Annotated in this window: 12 protein-coding genes and 1 riboswitch; of the genes, 6 read left to right on the forward strand and 6 right to left on the reverse strand. The window is 68.2% G+C overall.

Annotation, left to right across the window (positions count from 1 at the left end):
* Nucleotides 1-21 precede the first annotated feature (21 nt).
* From ACIA12_RS05710 to ACIA12_RS05720, 3 genes are read right to left on the reverse strand one after another with little or no spacing between them, the layout of a single operon-like run.
* Entirely contained in the window at nt 22-705 is a 684-nt protein-coding gene (locus ACIA12_RS05710) for a phosphoadenylyl-sulfate reductase (protein ID WP_396365627.1), read from the reverse strand.
* The gene (locus ACIA12_RS05715; RefSeq protein ID WP_166678852.1) at nt 702-851 is read right to left on the reverse strand and encodes a hypothetical protein; all 150 of its coding nucleotides are present in this window, start codon (nt 849-851) and stop codon (nt 702-704) included. The genes ACIA12_RS05710 and ACIA12_RS05715 overlap by 4 nt, the downstream gene beginning before the upstream one ends.
* The gene (locus ACIA12_RS05720; RefSeq protein WP_396365628.1) at nt 848-2,551 is read right to left on the reverse strand and encodes a nitrite/sulfite reductase; all 1,704 of its coding nucleotides are present in this window, start codon (nt 2,549-2,551) and stop codon (nt 848-850) included. Before ACIA12_RS05720 ends, ACIA12_RS05715 begins: the two co-directional genes overlap by 4 nt.
* Nucleotides 2,552-2,936: 385 nt before the next feature.
* Here ACIA12_RS05720 and ACIA12_RS05725 point away from each other — a divergent pair, with 385 nt between their 5' ends.
* From ACIA12_RS05725 to ACIA12_RS05735, 3 genes are read left to right on the forward strand one after another with little or no spacing between them, the layout of a single operon-like run.
* Nucleotides 2,937-3,503: an ArsR/SmtB family transcription factor gene (locus ACIA12_RS05725; RefSeq protein ID WP_396365629.1), complete on the forward strand. Its 567-nt coding sequence runs from the start codon at nt 2,937-2,939 to the stop codon at nt 3,501-3,503.
* Nucleotides 3,500-4,822, forward strand: a complete 1,323-nt coding sequence (locus tag ACIA12_RS05730; protein WP_396365630.1) for an MFS transporter — start codon at nt 3,500-3,502, stop codon at nt 4,820-4,822. Before ACIA12_RS05725 ends, ACIA12_RS05730 begins: the two co-directional genes overlap by 4 nt.
* Nucleotides 4,823-4,874: 52 nt before the next feature.
* Nucleotides 4,875-6,725 carry a glycoside hydrolase family 9 protein gene (locus ACIA12_RS05735; protein ID WP_396365631.1) on the forward strand — a complete coding sequence of 617 codons (1,851 nt, stop codon included), beginning with the start codon at nt 4,875-4,877 and terminating at the stop codon, nt 6,723-6,725.
* 187 nt (nt 6,726-6,912) lie between these two features.
* On the opposite strand, the gene ACIA12_RS05740 is transcribed toward ACIA12_RS05735, so the two are convergent.
* The 3 genes from ACIA12_RS05740 to ACIA12_RS05750 form a co-directional block, all read right to left on the reverse strand.
* Nucleotides 6,913-7,386, reverse strand: coding sequence for a GbsR/MarR family transcriptional regulator (locus ACIA12_RS05740; RefSeq protein WP_396365632.1), 474 nt, complete (start codon nt 7,384-7,386; stop codon nt 6,913-6,915).
* A gap of 82 nt (nt 7,387-7,468) precedes the next feature.
* A complete protein-coding gene (locus ACIA12_RS05745; RefSeq protein ID WP_396365633.1) occupies nt 7,469-8,917 on the reverse strand; it encodes a glycine hydroxymethyltransferase in 1,449 nt (482 codons plus the stop codon).
* A gap of 45 nt (nt 8,918-8,962) precedes the next feature.
* Nucleotides 8,963-9,046, reverse strand: a riboswitch (ZMP/ZTP riboswitch).
* Between the two features lie 22 nt (nt 9,047-9,068).
* A complete protein-coding gene (locus ACIA12_RS05750; RefSeq protein ID WP_396365634.1) occupies nt 9,069-10,694 on the reverse strand; it encodes an acyl-CoA dehydrogenase family protein in 1,626 nt (541 codons plus the stop codon).
* A gap of 18 nt (nt 10,695-10,712) precedes the next feature.
* Here ACIA12_RS05750 and ACIA12_RS05755 point away from each other — a divergent pair, with 18 nt between their 5' ends.
* The 3 genes from ACIA12_RS05755 to ACIA12_RS05765 all read left to right on the forward strand — a co-directional run bounded on the left by ACIA12_RS05755 (nt 10,713) and on the right by ACIA12_RS05765 (nt 13,938).
* A complete protein-coding gene (locus tag ACIA12_RS05755) occupies nt 10,713-11,948 on the forward strand; it encodes a YhjD/YihY/BrkB family envelope integrity protein (protein ID WP_396365635.1) in 1,236 nt (411 codons plus the stop codon).
* 162 nt (nt 11,949-12,110) lie between these two features.
* Entirely contained in the window at nt 12,111-13,178 is a 1,068-nt protein-coding gene (gene rsgA / locus ACIA12_RS05760) for a ribosome small subunit-dependent GTPase A (RefSeq protein ID WP_396365636.1), read from the forward strand.
* 16 nt (nt 13,179-13,194) lie between these two features.
* On the forward strand, nt 13,195-13,938 hold the full coding sequence (locus ACIA12_RS05765) for an SDR family NAD(P)-dependent oxidoreductase (protein ID WP_396365637.1): 744 nt from the start codon (nt 13,195-13,197) through the stop codon (nt 13,936-13,938).
* Nucleotides 13,939-13,992: the final 54 nt, after the last annotated feature.

The raw sequence follows: 13,992 nt of genomic DNA on the forward strand, positions 1-13,992 counted from the left end.
GAGGCGCGGCCAATAGCAGAGTCATGTGTGGAGCCCGCATTCGATCTTGCCCTGGCCGGCCCAGCGGCCGCTGCGCGGGTCCTCGCCCGGAGCGACCTGCTTGGTGCACGGCTGGCAGCCGATCGACGGGTAGCCGTCGTACTGCAGCAGATTCACCAGTACGCCGTTGTCGTTGATGTACCCGTCGAGGTCTTCCTGGGTCCACGGCGCGATCGGGTTGAGCTTCACCATGTCGCGCTTCTCGTCGTACTCGACGACCTGCGTGTTGGCCCGGGTCGGCGCCTCTTCGCGGCGTACCCCGGTGACCCAGGCCTTGTAGCCGGAGAGCACCCGGTTGAGCGGCTCGACCTTGCGCAGCGCGCAGCACTTGTCGGGCTCGCGGGCGAACAGATCCTTGCCGTACTCCGCGTCCTGCTCGGCGACGGTCTGCTTCGGGGTCGCGTTGATCAGGTTGATCGGCAGGGTCGCGGCGACCGCGTCCCGGGTGCCGATGGTCTCAGCGAAGTGATAGCCGGTGTCGAGGAACAGCACGTCGACGCCGGGCGCCGCCTCGGCCGCCAGGTGGGGGAGGGCTCCGTCGGCCATCGACGCGGTGACCACCAGTTCGTCACCGAACGTCTCCCGCGCCCACGCCAGCACCTCCAGCGCCGAGGCGTCGGCTAGTCGCTCGTTCGCCTCTTCGGCGATCTCCTTCAAGTTGCTCATTCGACGCTCACCCGCAGTCCGATCATCTTCAGCTGGAACACCCGTGCACAGGGCCGGCACTCCCAGGCGCCGTGCCCTTCCTCAGAAGGACGCAAGTCCTCGTCACCGCAGTACGGGCAGTACAACGGTGCGGCTCTCTCACTCATTGCAACGCTCCTTCCTCGGCACGGACGACCCACTGGGCGAAGCGCTCGCCCTCGGACCGTTCTTTCAGGTAGTTCTGGGTGATCCGCTCGACGTAGTCGGCGAGTCCGTCGGAGGTGACCTTGTGGCCGCGCAGCTTGCGGCCGAAGCCGGCGTCGAGCCCCAGCCCGCCGCCGAGGTGCACCTGGTAGCCCGGTACTTGATTGCCGTCGGCATCGAGTACCAGCTGGCCCTTGAGGCCGATGTCGGCGACCTGGATCCGGGCGCAGGAGTTCGGGCAGCCGTTCACGTTCACCGTGATCGGTACGTCGAGGTCGGGGATCCGCTCCTCGAGCTCGTCGATCAGCTCGGCGGCGCGGGCCTTGGTCTCGACGATCGCCAGCTTGCAGAACTCGATCCCGGTACAGGCCATCGTGTTCCGCCGCCAGGCCGACGGCCGGGCTTTGAAGCCGAGGTCGTCCAGCGCGGCGACCAGCGACTCGACCTTCGACTCCTCGACGTCGAGCACGATGAACTTCTGCTGGGCGGTGGTCCGGATCCGGTTCGACCCGTGCGCCGCGACGACGTCGGCCACCTTGGCGAGAGCGCTTCCAGAGACCCGGCCGACGACGGGCGCGACGCCCACGTAGTACCGGCCGTCCTTCTGCTTGTGCACGCCGACGTGATCGCCCTGTACGGCGGGAATCTCCGGCGCCGGTCCGTCGATGAGCTTGTACCCGAGGTACTTGTCGCTCTCGAGGATCTCGCGGAACTTCTCCATGCCCCAGTCGGCGACCAGGTACTTGAGCCGGGCGCGGTTGCGCAGCCGGCGGTATCCGTAGTCGCGGAAGATGCCGACGACGCCCTTCCAGACCAGGTGCACCTCGTCGAGCGGAACCCACGCGCCGACGCGCTGAGCGAGCATCGGCGTGGTGGACAGCCCGCCGCCGACCCAGACGTCGAAGCCGGGGCCGTGCTCGGGGTGGACGACGCCGACGAAGCTGATGTCGTTGACCTCCGGTACCACGTCGTGCGACGGGTGGCCGGTCATCGCGGTCTTGAACTTGCGCGGCAGGTTGGAGAACTCGGTGCTGCCGATGTACCGCTCGACGATGTCGTCGATGGCCGGCGTCGGGTCGATGATCTCGTCCGCGGCGATGCCGGCGACCGGGCTGGAGATGATGACGCGGGGGACGTCACCACACGCCTCGGTCGTGTACAGCCCGACCGCTTCGAGCTTCTGCCAGATCGCCGGGATGTCCTCGACCCGGATCCAGTGCAGCTGGATGTTCTGCCGGTCGGTGATGTCGGCGGTGTCGCGGGCGTAGGTGCTGGACACCTCGGCGATCACCCGGAGCTGCTCGGCGCTCAGCTGGCCGCCCTCGATCCGGACCCGGAGCATGAAGTACTTGTCGTCCAGCTCCTCCGGCTCGAGCGTGGCGGTCTTGCCGCCGTCGATCCCGGGCTTGCGCTGGGTGTAGAGACCCCACCAGCGGAACCGGCCGCGCAGGTCGGCCGGGTCGATCGAGTCGAACCCGCGGTGGGCGTAGATGTTCTCGATCCGGGCCCGGACGTTCAGGCCGTCGTCGTTCTTCTTGTTCTCTTCGTTCTTGTTCAGCGGCTCGCGGTAGCCGAGCGCCCATTGGCCTTCGCCCTTGCCCTTGCGGGGCCGGGGGGCTTTGCGCGGCTGTGTGCCTTGCTGGGGAGAGGAGACGCCAGTCATCCGGAACGGTGTCCTTGTCCTAGAGACAGGTGCGTCCGCGGGAGGCCTAGCTCGAAGCGTCGTCGATTCGATCTGGTCTGCGCGGTGCGCACCCAGCAGATGTTTCGAGCGGGGTGGCTGTCAGAGCATCGAAGGACGACAGATGGCGCTGCGCATGCGACCGAGGTCGACGTGAATCCGACCTACGAGATGAGTCGAGCGGGCAGCGAGCATGCTGATAAGAGTCAGCGGAATCGGCCGGGAAATCAACTCCCATTCCTGCATGATGAGACGCGATCTCATGATGTGGATATGTGCACCAGTCTGCTGCTGATTGTTTCAGGCGCGAAAGGTAACTAGCAAGAACTCTTGTGCAAGAGTTCTTGTCGAAGGTAGCGTGGTCGCCATGAGCCCCGCCAACCGCCGTACGGCCGACACCTCGGTGATCGCCGCGATCAATCATCCGCTGCGCCGCCGGCTGATCGACCTGGTCGGCGTCGAGGGCCCGTCGACGGCGTCCCGGCTGGCCGAGGCGACCGGCGAACTGGTCGGAAACATCAGTCATCACCTCAAGGTGCTGGCCGCCGCGGGGGTGATCGAGGAGGCGCCGGAGCTGGCGAAGAACCGGCGCGAGCGGTGGTGGCGCAGCGCGCACGCGTCGTACTCGTGGTCGGTCGCGGACGCCGGCGGCGACCCGGCCGCGGAGCTGGTCGCGACCACCGCGGAGGAGGTCAACCTGGCTCATCACGTGGCGAAAGTACGGGGCTGGTTCGAGGATCGGCAGCAGTACGACGAGGCCTGGGTCCGGGCCGCCTTCTCGACCGAGAGTTGGCTCACATTGACACCGGAACGCCTCGACGAGCTGTCCCGCCGCATCCAGGATCTCGTCCGCGAGTACCACGACGACCCGAGTTCGGGTGAGGACGCCGAGCCCGTCTACGTCTTCGCTCACGGCGTCCCAGCCCGCCCATGACCACCCCCGCGGACGCCACCGCCCCTGCGACCGCCGCCCCGGACGCCACCGCCCCTGCGACCGCTGTCGCGGATGCCGCCGGCCCTGCGACCGCTGTCGCGGATGCCGCCGGCCCTGCGACCGCTGTCGCGGGTGAGTCGGTCTTCCCGCCGCTGCGGCGGGATCGGCGGGTGCAGGGGTGGATCTTCTCGTCTGCGCTGTCCGAGGTCGGCGACGTCGCCTGGTACGTCGGCCTGGCGTGGAGTGCCGCCCAGGTCACGTCACCCGCCGGCGCCGGCCTGGTGATGGGTGTCGGCGCACTTCCGCGAGCCCTCATGCTCCTGTACGGCGGCGCCCTCGCCGACCGCCTCGACGCCCGCCGGACGATGATCCTCGCCAACCTGGCCCGCATCGCCGTGCTCGCCGCGGCGGCCGTGATCGCGACGCTCCAGGGCGTCTCGCTCCCGCTGCTGCTCGTGGTCGCGATCCTCTTCGGTGCCTCGGACGCGATCTACACACCCGCCGCCGGCACCATGCCGCGCCGAATGGTTCGCCCCGACGACCTGGTCAGCCTCGCCGCCTCGAAGCAACTCGCCAGCCGCCTCGCAGTCTTCGCCGGCGCCCCACTCGGCGGCTTCCTCGTCGCCCACGGCGGCCTCGCCTCCGTGATGGTCGTCGACGCCGTCTCCTTCGCGTTGATCGCGCTCGCGCTGGCCTTCGTCGTCCGGCCCCGAGTACCGCATCAGCCCTCCGGTGGTGCCTCGATCCGCGCCGACCTGCGCGATGGCTTCGGCTACCTGCGGCGAGACCTGAAGGCGCGGACGCTGGTGATCGCGTTCTTCGGACTCAACCTCTGCGTCGGGCCCGTCCTCGCGGTCGGGCTGGTCCAGCGGACCTCGCAAGCCGGCTGGGGAGCAGGAGCGCTCGGCCTGTTCCAGGCGTGCTCAGGCATCTGCGCCGCCGTCGGCGCGATCCTGGCGATGCGCTGGCGCCCGGCCAACTCGGCGCGAGCCGGGATGCTCGTGCTGATCCTGCAGGCAGCAGCGTGCGGTGCGATCGGACTGATGCCGCGGGCCGGTGTCTTCGTCGCCATGGGCGTCATCGGGTTCACCGCGGGCCTGGCCTCGGCGCAACTGTCCGGCGCCTTCCAGCAGACGATCGCGCCGGCGTATCTGGGCCGGACGAGCAGCATCGTGAGCCTGTCCGACGAGGCGCTGATGCCGCTGGCGATGGTCGCCTTCGGAGCGTTGATCAGCCTGTCCGGGATCGGCGTGGCCTGTCTGCTGATCGGCGGGATTTTCGGTGCTCTGATGGTGTACTCCGCGGCCCGGCTGCGCTAGCGTGTCGGCAACCAATAGGAAGGTTTCCTAACGGTTGTAGAGGAGCCTCGCGATGGGAACGTTGCGCCGCGTCATCTCGATCACTCTGGCCGCCGGGCTGGCGGTGACTCCGGTAGCGGCTGCCGCCCATTCGCCGCTGTTCTCCGGACTGATCCGGGTCAACCAGCTCGGCTACACGGGCGCGGCGGGCGAAGCGGCGTACCTGATGACCGGGCAGGTCGCGGCGGGTGCGCGATTCGAGGTGGTTGATCGGCGTGGACGTCGGGTGCTGACTGGGCGTGCCGGGGCTGACGCCGGCTCGTGGAATGCGGCGTACACGCATGTCTACAAGCTGGATCTGTCCGGGCTGCGGCGGCCGGGGACGTACCGGGTGAAGGTGGCTGGGGTGCCCACGTCGCCTCCCTTCGAGGTCGGTTCGGACGCGAGGTTGCTCGGCGGGGCGAAGGACAAGGCGGTGACGTTCTTCACCGAGCAGCGCGACGGCGCGAACGTCGTGACGGGGTCGCTCGGTCGCAAGCCGGCGCACCTCACGGACCGGGCCGCGGCTGTCTACGACTGGCCGACGTTCGTCGATCCCGACACCGACCAGACGGTGGGGGAGCTGCGCAGGATCGGTGGGCCGGTCGATGTCGAGGGCGGCTGGTACGACGCCGGTGACTACCTCAAGTTCACCCACATCGCGGCGTACTCGGAATCGTTGCTCTGGGCATCGGCCCGGGACAGCCGGTGGCCGGATCCGACCGTCCTGAAGGAAGCTCGGCACGGGCTGGCCTGGCTGGACAAGATGTGGGACGAGAAGACGAAGACGCTCTACATCCAGGTCGGCGCGGGGACCGGAAACGTCGAGGAGACCTTCATCGGCGACCACGACATCTGGCGGCTGCCCGAGGCGGACGACCATGACAACGCGCCCGGCCACCAGTTCATCAAGAACCGCCCGGTGTTCCGCGCCGCCGCTCCGGGCAAGCCCCTCAGCCCGAACCTTGCTGGTCGTACCGCCGCGGCGTTTGCCCTTGCCGCACAGGTGGAAGCTCGTACGTCGCCCCGTCGCGCCCGTCAGCACCTTGCGACTGCCGCGCAGATCTACGCGCTGGCTCAGACTTCCGGCGTCAAGCAGTTGACCACCTCGCTGCCTTTCGCCTTCTATCCGGAGAGCGCCTGGCGAGATGACCTCGAGCTAGGAGCCGCCGAGCTCGCCCTGGCGGCCCAGAAGCTTCACGATCCCCGAGCACGCGGATGGTTGAAGGCGTCGCGGTACTGGGCGGGGGAGTACCTCAAGCACGAGGCGGGTGGGGACACGCTCAACCTGTACGACGTGAGCGCGCTCGCGCATGCGGACCTGATCCGGGCGGCTCGCTTCGACCGCACGGTTGAGGTTGCCGCCTTGAAGAACGATCTCCGGGCGCAGCTGGAGATCGGGGTGAAGCGGGCCGCGAAGGACCCGTTCGGCGCCGGCGCGCAGTACGACAACTTCGACGCCGTCCCGCACGCCTTCGGCCTCGCCGCCACCGCTCGCCTCTACCGCACCGCCACCGGCGACCGCCGCTACGACGCCTTCGGCAACGACCAGCTCAACTGGAACTTCGGCGCCAATCCATGGGGCGTCTCGTTCATGGTCGGTATCGGCGAATCCGCCCAACGCTGTCCCCACCACCAGATCGCCAACATCGTCGGCCGGCCCCTGGTCGGTGGCGTGGTCAACGGCCCGAACTCGGCCGACCTCTTCGAGGAAGGCCTGGGCGACAACCTCGACAACATGAGGCCTTGCCCCGCCAACGGCATCGACACCTACAACCAGTTCACCGGCCGAGGCTCCCGCTACGTCGACGACGTCCGCTCCTGGCAGGCTTCAGAACCCGCCGACGACTTCGCCGCCATCGCCGTCTACGCGCTCACCCGCTAGAACTCCTCCACCGCGGCGCCCGCTCACCAACGCAACTCCTGCGCGGCAGTTCAAGCGGTAGGCGGCTGAGATCGCCGACTTTGTGCACGGTGTAGTCATCGGCAACCGATTGCCGGTGACTACACCGTGCATAAAGTGGAGTGTTCGACGGTACGTCGCGCTAGGGGTAGGTTGGAGTTGGGGTGGGCTAGCGCTTGGGGTGGGTGGAGCGCCAGTTCTTGATCATTTGGTTGAGGTCTTCGCGGATGAAGGCGAAGAACTCGGCGTTCTCGGCGAGGCGCCGGCCGACGACGCTGTCCTGGCCGAAGAGGTCTACGCCGGACAGGACCGAGGATTCCCACTCGGCGAGGGCGTTGTTGCGGCGTTCGATGATGGCGGAGAAGACGTCGTCGCGGATCCGGTAGTGGTCCTTGCGGGAGCCGGGGAGCCGTTCGCGGGTGATGAAGGAGACCTGGATGAGCTGCCGGACAGCCCCGGACACCGCGGGCTGGCTGATCTTGAGTGCTTCGGCGAGCTCGGCGGCCGTCATGGTGCCGTTCGGGCTCACCAGCATGCACGCCATCACCCGGGCCGACATCGTCGGTACGCCGCTGTTCGCGAGGACGCCGGCGAAACGCTCGACGAACTGGCTGATCTCGGCAGGGGTGGGTTCCGGTGGCATGACGGAACCCTACCTCGGTTATTACAACATTCGGATAATTGAAACGGCCCGCTCCCGGAGTACCGGGAGCGGGCCGCCGTGCTCAGTTGAGATCGAGACCCGGGTACAGAGGGTGCTTGTCGAGCAGCTCGGCAGACGCCGCCCGGACCTTGTCGGCCACGCCGTCGGCGAGGACGTACTTCGCCTTGGAGGCAGCACCGGCCGAGGTGGTGGTCGGCGTGACGCTGGACAGGACGTCGACCATCAGCTCGGCGACCTTGTCGAACTCGTCGGCGCCGAAACCGCGGGTGGTCAGTGCCGGGGTGCCGATCCGGACGCCCGACGTGTACCAGGCGCCGTTCGGGTCGCGGGGAATCGCGTTGCGGTTCGTCACGATGCCCGCGTCGAGCAGCGCCGACTCGGCCTGGCGGCCGGTGATCCCGTACGACGAGACGTCCAGCAGTACGAGGTGGTTCTCGGTGCCGTCGGTGACCAGCTTCACGCCACGCTTCATCAGGCCCTCGGCCAGGGTCACCGCGTTGTCGGCGACGTTCTGCGCATAGGTCTTGAACTCGGGACGGCGGGCCTCGGCCAGCGCGACGGCCTTGGCAGCCATCACCTGGCTGAGCGGGCCGCCGAGCACCATCGGGCAGCCGCGGTCGACGGCGTCGGCGTACTCCGGCTGGCACAGCACCATGCCGCCACGCGGGCCGCGGAGCGACTTGTGCGTCGTGGTCGTGGTGACGTGCGCGTGCGGCACCGGGTCGTAATCGCCGGTGAAGACCTTGCCGGCGACGAACCCGGCGAAGTGCGCCATGTCGACCATGAAGGTGGCGCCGACCTCGTCCGCGATCTCGCGCATCTTGGCGAAGTTCACCTTGCGCGGGTACGCCGAGTAGCCGGCGATCAGGATCAGCGGCTTGAACTCACGGGCGGTCGCGGCGACCTTGTCGTAGTCCAGCAGGCCCGTCTCCGGGTCGGTGCCGTACGAGCTCTGGTGGAACATCTTGCCGGAGATGTTCGGCCGGAAACCGTGCGTCAGGTGACCGCCGGCGTCGAGCGACATGCCGAGCATCTTCTGGTCGCCGAGCGCCTTGCGCAGCTTGGCCCAGTCCTCGTCGGACAGGTCGTTCACGTGCTTGGCGCTCGCCTCGGCAAGGGCCGGGGACTCGATCCGGTTGGCGAGGATGGCCCAGAAGGCGACCAGGTTCGCGTCGATGCCCGAGTGCGGCTGGACGTAGGCGTGCGGCGCGTCGAAGAGCGCCTTGGCGTGGTCGGCGGCGGCCTGCTCGACGGTGTCGACGTTCTGGCAGCCGGCGTAGAAGCGGTGCCCGACGGTGCCCTCGGCGTACTTGTCCGAGAGCCAGTTGCCCATCGTCAGCAGGGTCGCGGGGGAGGCGTAGTTCTCGCTGGCGATCAGCTTCAGCGAGGACCGCTGGTCGGCCAGCTCGGCCTTGATCGCGCCGGCGATGGTGGGCTCCACCGCGCCGATCACCTCGAGCGCGTTGCGGTACGCGGCCGACGCCGTCGCGGCGTCGAAGGGTTGAGTCATCTTCGTCTCTCTCCTGAGGTCGCACAGGGGTTCCCTGTGACAAGGTCGCGGCACCCAGGCGCACGGTGCCGACGGTCTTTTCGCTCCCCGGTGGTCGATCCCACCTCAGCGCCAGTCGCGACGCCGTAACCCTAGCGTGTGACGGCTGCTGCTAGAGGATGCGGTCGATGATCGGACGGTACGCCGTGGTGCGCGGCAGGGTGCCGAAGACGCCACCCCAGTCGCCGGCCAGCCGCGACCCGACGAAGGCGTCGGCCACCTCGGGCGTCGAGTGCCGCACCAGAAGGGATGCCTGCAGGCAAACGGCCATCCGGGCGGCCAGCCGTCGCGCGCCCGCCTCCGCACCGGCCAGGTCCGCCAGCGACTCCAGTACGTCGGTCACCGCCGCGTCCAGCCGCTGGTCGGCGCCTCGGGCTGCTCCGACCTCGAGCAGCCACGCCTCGAGCGACTCGGGCCTGCGCAGGGCGCGCAGTACGTCGAGAGCGTTGACCGTTCCCGAGCCTTCCCAGATCGAGTTGAGCGGCGACTCGCGGAACAGCAGCGGGAGACCGCTCTCTTCGACATAACCGTTGCCGCCGAGACACTCCAGTGCCTCCGCGACGGTGAACGACGTCCGCTTGCAGACCCAGAACTTGGCCAGCGGCAAGGCGATCCGGCGGAACGCGGCCGCCTGGTCGTCACCGGCCAGTGACGCGTCCACCGCGGCCGCCAGCCGCATCGAGAGAGCGGTTGCTGCCTCGCTCTCGATCGCGAGGTCGGCGAGCACGTTCTGCATCGCGGGCTTGTTCTTCAACAGGTCGCCGAACGCGCTCCGATGCGCGGCGTGCCAGGTCGCCTCGACCAGCGCCCGGCGCATCAACGCGGCCGAGCCGAGCACGCAGTCGAGCCGGGTCGCCGCGACCATCTCGATGATCGTCCGGACACCGGCGCCCTCGTCGCCGAGCCGGTAGCCGACGGTGGAGTGGAACTCGACCTCGCTGGAGGCGTTCGACCGGTTGCCGAGTTTGTCCTTCAGACGCTGCAGGGCAAACGCGTTCCGGTTGCCGTCGGCAAGGACCCGGGGCACGACGAAACAGGTCAGGCCGTCCGGCGCCTGGGCCAGCACGAGGAACACGTCGACCTGCGGTGCGGAGCAGAACCACTTGTGCCCGTTGAGGATGTACTCACCCTCGGTACCGGTCGGGGTGGCGGTCGTGAGGTTGGCCCGGACGTCGGATCCACCTTGCTTCTCGGTCATCCCCATCCCGGCCAGCGCGCCGGCCTTCTCGGCGGGTGGGAGCCGGCGGGGGTCGTATTCGGTGGCCGCCAGGTGGGGGACCCATTGGTCGGCCAGCGTCTTGTCTGCGCGGAGGGCCGGTACGGCGGCGTACGTCATCGAGATCGGGCAGCCGTGGCCCGGCTCGACCTGCGACCAGACGTAGAAGCCGGCCGCGCGGGTGAGATGTGGCGACGGGCGATCGCTGGTCCAGGGCGCTGCCTGGAGTCCGAAGCCGACCGCCTTGTTCATCAGCCAGTGCCAGGACGGGTGGAACTCGACCTCGTCGATGCGGTGGCCGTAGCGGTCGTGTGTCTTCAGCACGGGGGAGTTCTGGTTGGCCGGGAGAGCGTGGGAGAGCGCTTCCTCTGAGCCGGCCAGTTCACCGATCGCGGACAGACCGGGATCGTCGAACAGGTCAGCGTACGGACGCAGAGAGTCACCGAGAGCGGTGTCCCGCGTGAAGAAGTTCACCCCATGCAGTGGGGGAGCCTGATTCGTTACAGCGTTTGGGTCCGCCATGTCAGTACGGTAAGCGGTATGGCACGCTCTGGGTCCGAGACCTCCGTCTCACTTGCATGGGCCCGACGACTCCCCGGGACCACATGGCGGTTGCTGACCCAGACGGTCGGCACCTGTCTGCGCTACCGGGTCACGGGTCTGGCCGCGGAGGCGGCGTTCTTCGCGATCCTGTCGCTGCCGCCGCTGATCTTCGGGCTGGCCGGCAGCATCGGTTTCATCGCCGGCAAGTACTTCCAGGTCGAGACGATCGACGACATCAAGCTGCAGATCGCCGAGCTGGCCGGCCGGGCGCTGACCGCGGACGCGGTGAACAACGTGATCGTGCCGACCCTGGAGAAGGTGCTCGACGACGGCGGCCGGCCGGACGTGATCTCGGTCGGTTTCGTGCTGGCGCTGTGGTCCGGCAGCCGGGCGCTGAACGTCTTCGTCGACACCATCACGATCATGTACGGGATGGGCGGCCGGCGCGGCATCATCCGCACCCGGGCGCTGTCCTTCAGCCTGTACTGCGGCGCGCTGGTGATCGGCGTGATCGTCCTCCCGCTGGTACTGGCCGGCCCTGGCGCCGTCGACGAGCTGCTGCCCCAGCGCCTCGACTTCCTGAACCAGCTGTACTGGCCCGTCGTGACGATCCTGTCCGCAGGCTTCCTCAACACCCTGTACCACCTGTCGGTGCCGGTCCGGACGCCGTGGATCTCCGATCTTCCCGGGTCGTTCCTCGCCCTCTCGATCTGGATCCTCGGCAGCTTCGTCCTCCGCTGGATCCTGCAAACCACCGTCGGCGGCACGTCCATCTACGGACCTCTGGCGGCGCCGATCGCCGTCCTGATGTGGCTCTACATGACAGCCATCGCCGTACTGATCGGCGCTGCCCTGAACGCGGTAGTCGACCGCATGTGGCCGCACAAGTCCCGCAAACACCCGCTCGAACACTCCGAGCCGGTGATGAAGACGGACTCGAAGGTCCACCACGAAGAGGCGATCGCCCCCGACGACGAACGCCCCGAAGTGAAGATGGCCAAGGCCATCGAAGCCCTGGGCGAACCCCGCGTACCGGCGTCACCTGCAGAAGTGACCGAGCCGGTTGCTGAACCTGAACCCGTGCGCGAAGCAGTCGCTGACCCCGTGGACGAACCTGTTGTGGAGCCCGTGGTCGAGCCTGTGGGGGCGCCCGTGGTCGAGCCTGAACCTGAGCGGGAGCCGGCGGCGGTCGGAAAACCCGGTGCGCCCAAGGAACCCGACGACCTAGGCTGATCGGGACGTGACAGCAGCGGTCCGTGTGTGCGGAGCGCCAGGACATGGAAGGGAGCTGACGGTGTCATGAGCTCGTACCAGGCCCATCGGGCCGTTGTCTCCCGCTTCGTCCGTCCGCTGAGCTGAACTCGCGGCCGGGCCTCCCGAAAGGTTCGTCGCACGATGTCAGCAAAACTTCTGGCCCTCGGGCTTGACCCCGAAACGGCCGGCTACCTCGCAACACACTCGGAGGAGCTCGTACCAGGCCGCGTGGTCCGCGTCGACAAAGGCCTCTCGACCGTCCTCACCGAAGACGGCCCCGTCCGCGCCAGCTGGTCCGGCGCAGTGCTCGCGGCCATCGCCACCGACCCGCAGGCAACTCCGTGTACCGGCGACTGGGTCGCCCTGCGCCAGTGGCCCGACGACCGCATCACCGTCGAGGCGGTTGCACCCCGCCGTACCGCGATCGTGCGGGCCGAGGTCGGCGGCAGCTCACGCGGCCAGGTCCTCGCGGCCAACGTCGATGTGGTGGCCATCGTGGTCGGGTTGCACCCAGAGCCCAACATCGGCCGGATAGAGCGCTTCCTCGCCCTCGCCTGGGAGAGCGGCGCGCGCCCGGTCGTAGTACTGACCAAAGCCGACCTGGTAGGCGACGCCGACACCGTCGCCGAGGATGTAGCGACTGCTGCGCCCGGTGCGGACGTACTGGTCTGCAGTGCGACAACAGGCGAGGGCCTAGACGCCGTCAGAGCTCTCCTCGACGGCAACGCCACAATGGCCCTGCTGGGCACGAGTGGCGCGGGCAAATCGTCCCTGGTGAACGCACTGGCGGGTGTGGAACTCCTGGACGTGCAGGCGATCCGCGAGGACGGCAAGGGCCGGCACACGTCCGTACGCCGCGAGCTGATCCTGTTGCCCGCCGGTGGAGTAGTCATCGACACCCCTGGCCTGCGGGGGATCGGCCTGCAAGAGGCAGGCGAGGGCCTGGCAGCCGCCTTCCCAGACGTAACAGCTCTGGCCGAGCAATGCCACTTCAAGGACTGTGTTCACCTGACAGAACCAGGCTGCGCAGTACGGGAAGCCCTGGACGAGGGAGCGCTCTCCGTCCGCCGCTACGAGAGCTGGGTGAAGCTGCAACGCGAGGCCGCCTACATGGCCCGCCGAGCCGACAGCCGCCTGCAAGCCGAAGCCCGCAAGGCCTGGGTCCGCCAGACCAAGGACTACCGCCGAGACATCAAGCCGCGCCCCTGATGCAAGACTCGACCGCATGGATCGCTCTGTCTTGGTAACCGGCGCCTCCCGCGGCATCGGCGCCGCCACCGCCCACGCCTTCGCCGCCGAAGGAGACCGGGTAGCAGTCCACTACGGCTCCTCCCGCGACTCCGCCGAAGCTGTCCTGAAGGCGTTGCCGGGAGACGGCCACGTCCTGGCCCAAGCCGACCTGGCCGACCCGACCGCAATCCTGCAAATGGTCGACACCGCCGCCGCGGCCCTGGGCAGCATCGACGTCCTGGTCAACAACGCCGCCATCTACGAACCCCACCCGCTCCGCGAGACAACGTACGAGGCATGGCAGACCGCCTGGTCCAACACCCTCAACGTCAACCTCACCGGCACGGCCAACGTCACCTGGTGCGCAGCCCGACACATGACCCGAGGCGCCCGAATCATCAACGTCTCCTCAAGAGGCGCTTTCCGAGGCGAACCCAACCAGCCGGCCTACGGCGCCAGCAAAGCCGCCATAGTCTCCTTCACCCAATCCCTGGCCCGTTCTCTAGGCCCAGAAGGCATAGCAGTAACCGCCATAGCCCCCGGCTGGACCACCACAGCCATGGCCGCCGAAGCCCTTTCAGGCGACGGATACGACCGCCGGCGCTTGGAAAGCCCCCTGGAAAGAGTCGCCGACCCTTCCGAGGTAGCAGCAGCAATCCTCTACCTCGCATCCCCCCTCGCCGAGTTCGCCACCGGCACGATTCTCGACTTCAACGGCGGCTCCCACCTCCGCATGTGACAACTCAGCCACGGTCAAGGGGACCTGACCGGCGAATCCCCGGGTAAGACCGGT

Source organism: Kribbella sp. NPDC051620, from assembly GCF_044453825.1.
In the GTDB taxonomy this organism is placed as follows: domain Bacteria; phylum Actinomycetota; class Actinomycetes; order Propionibacteriales; family Kribbellaceae; genus Kribbella.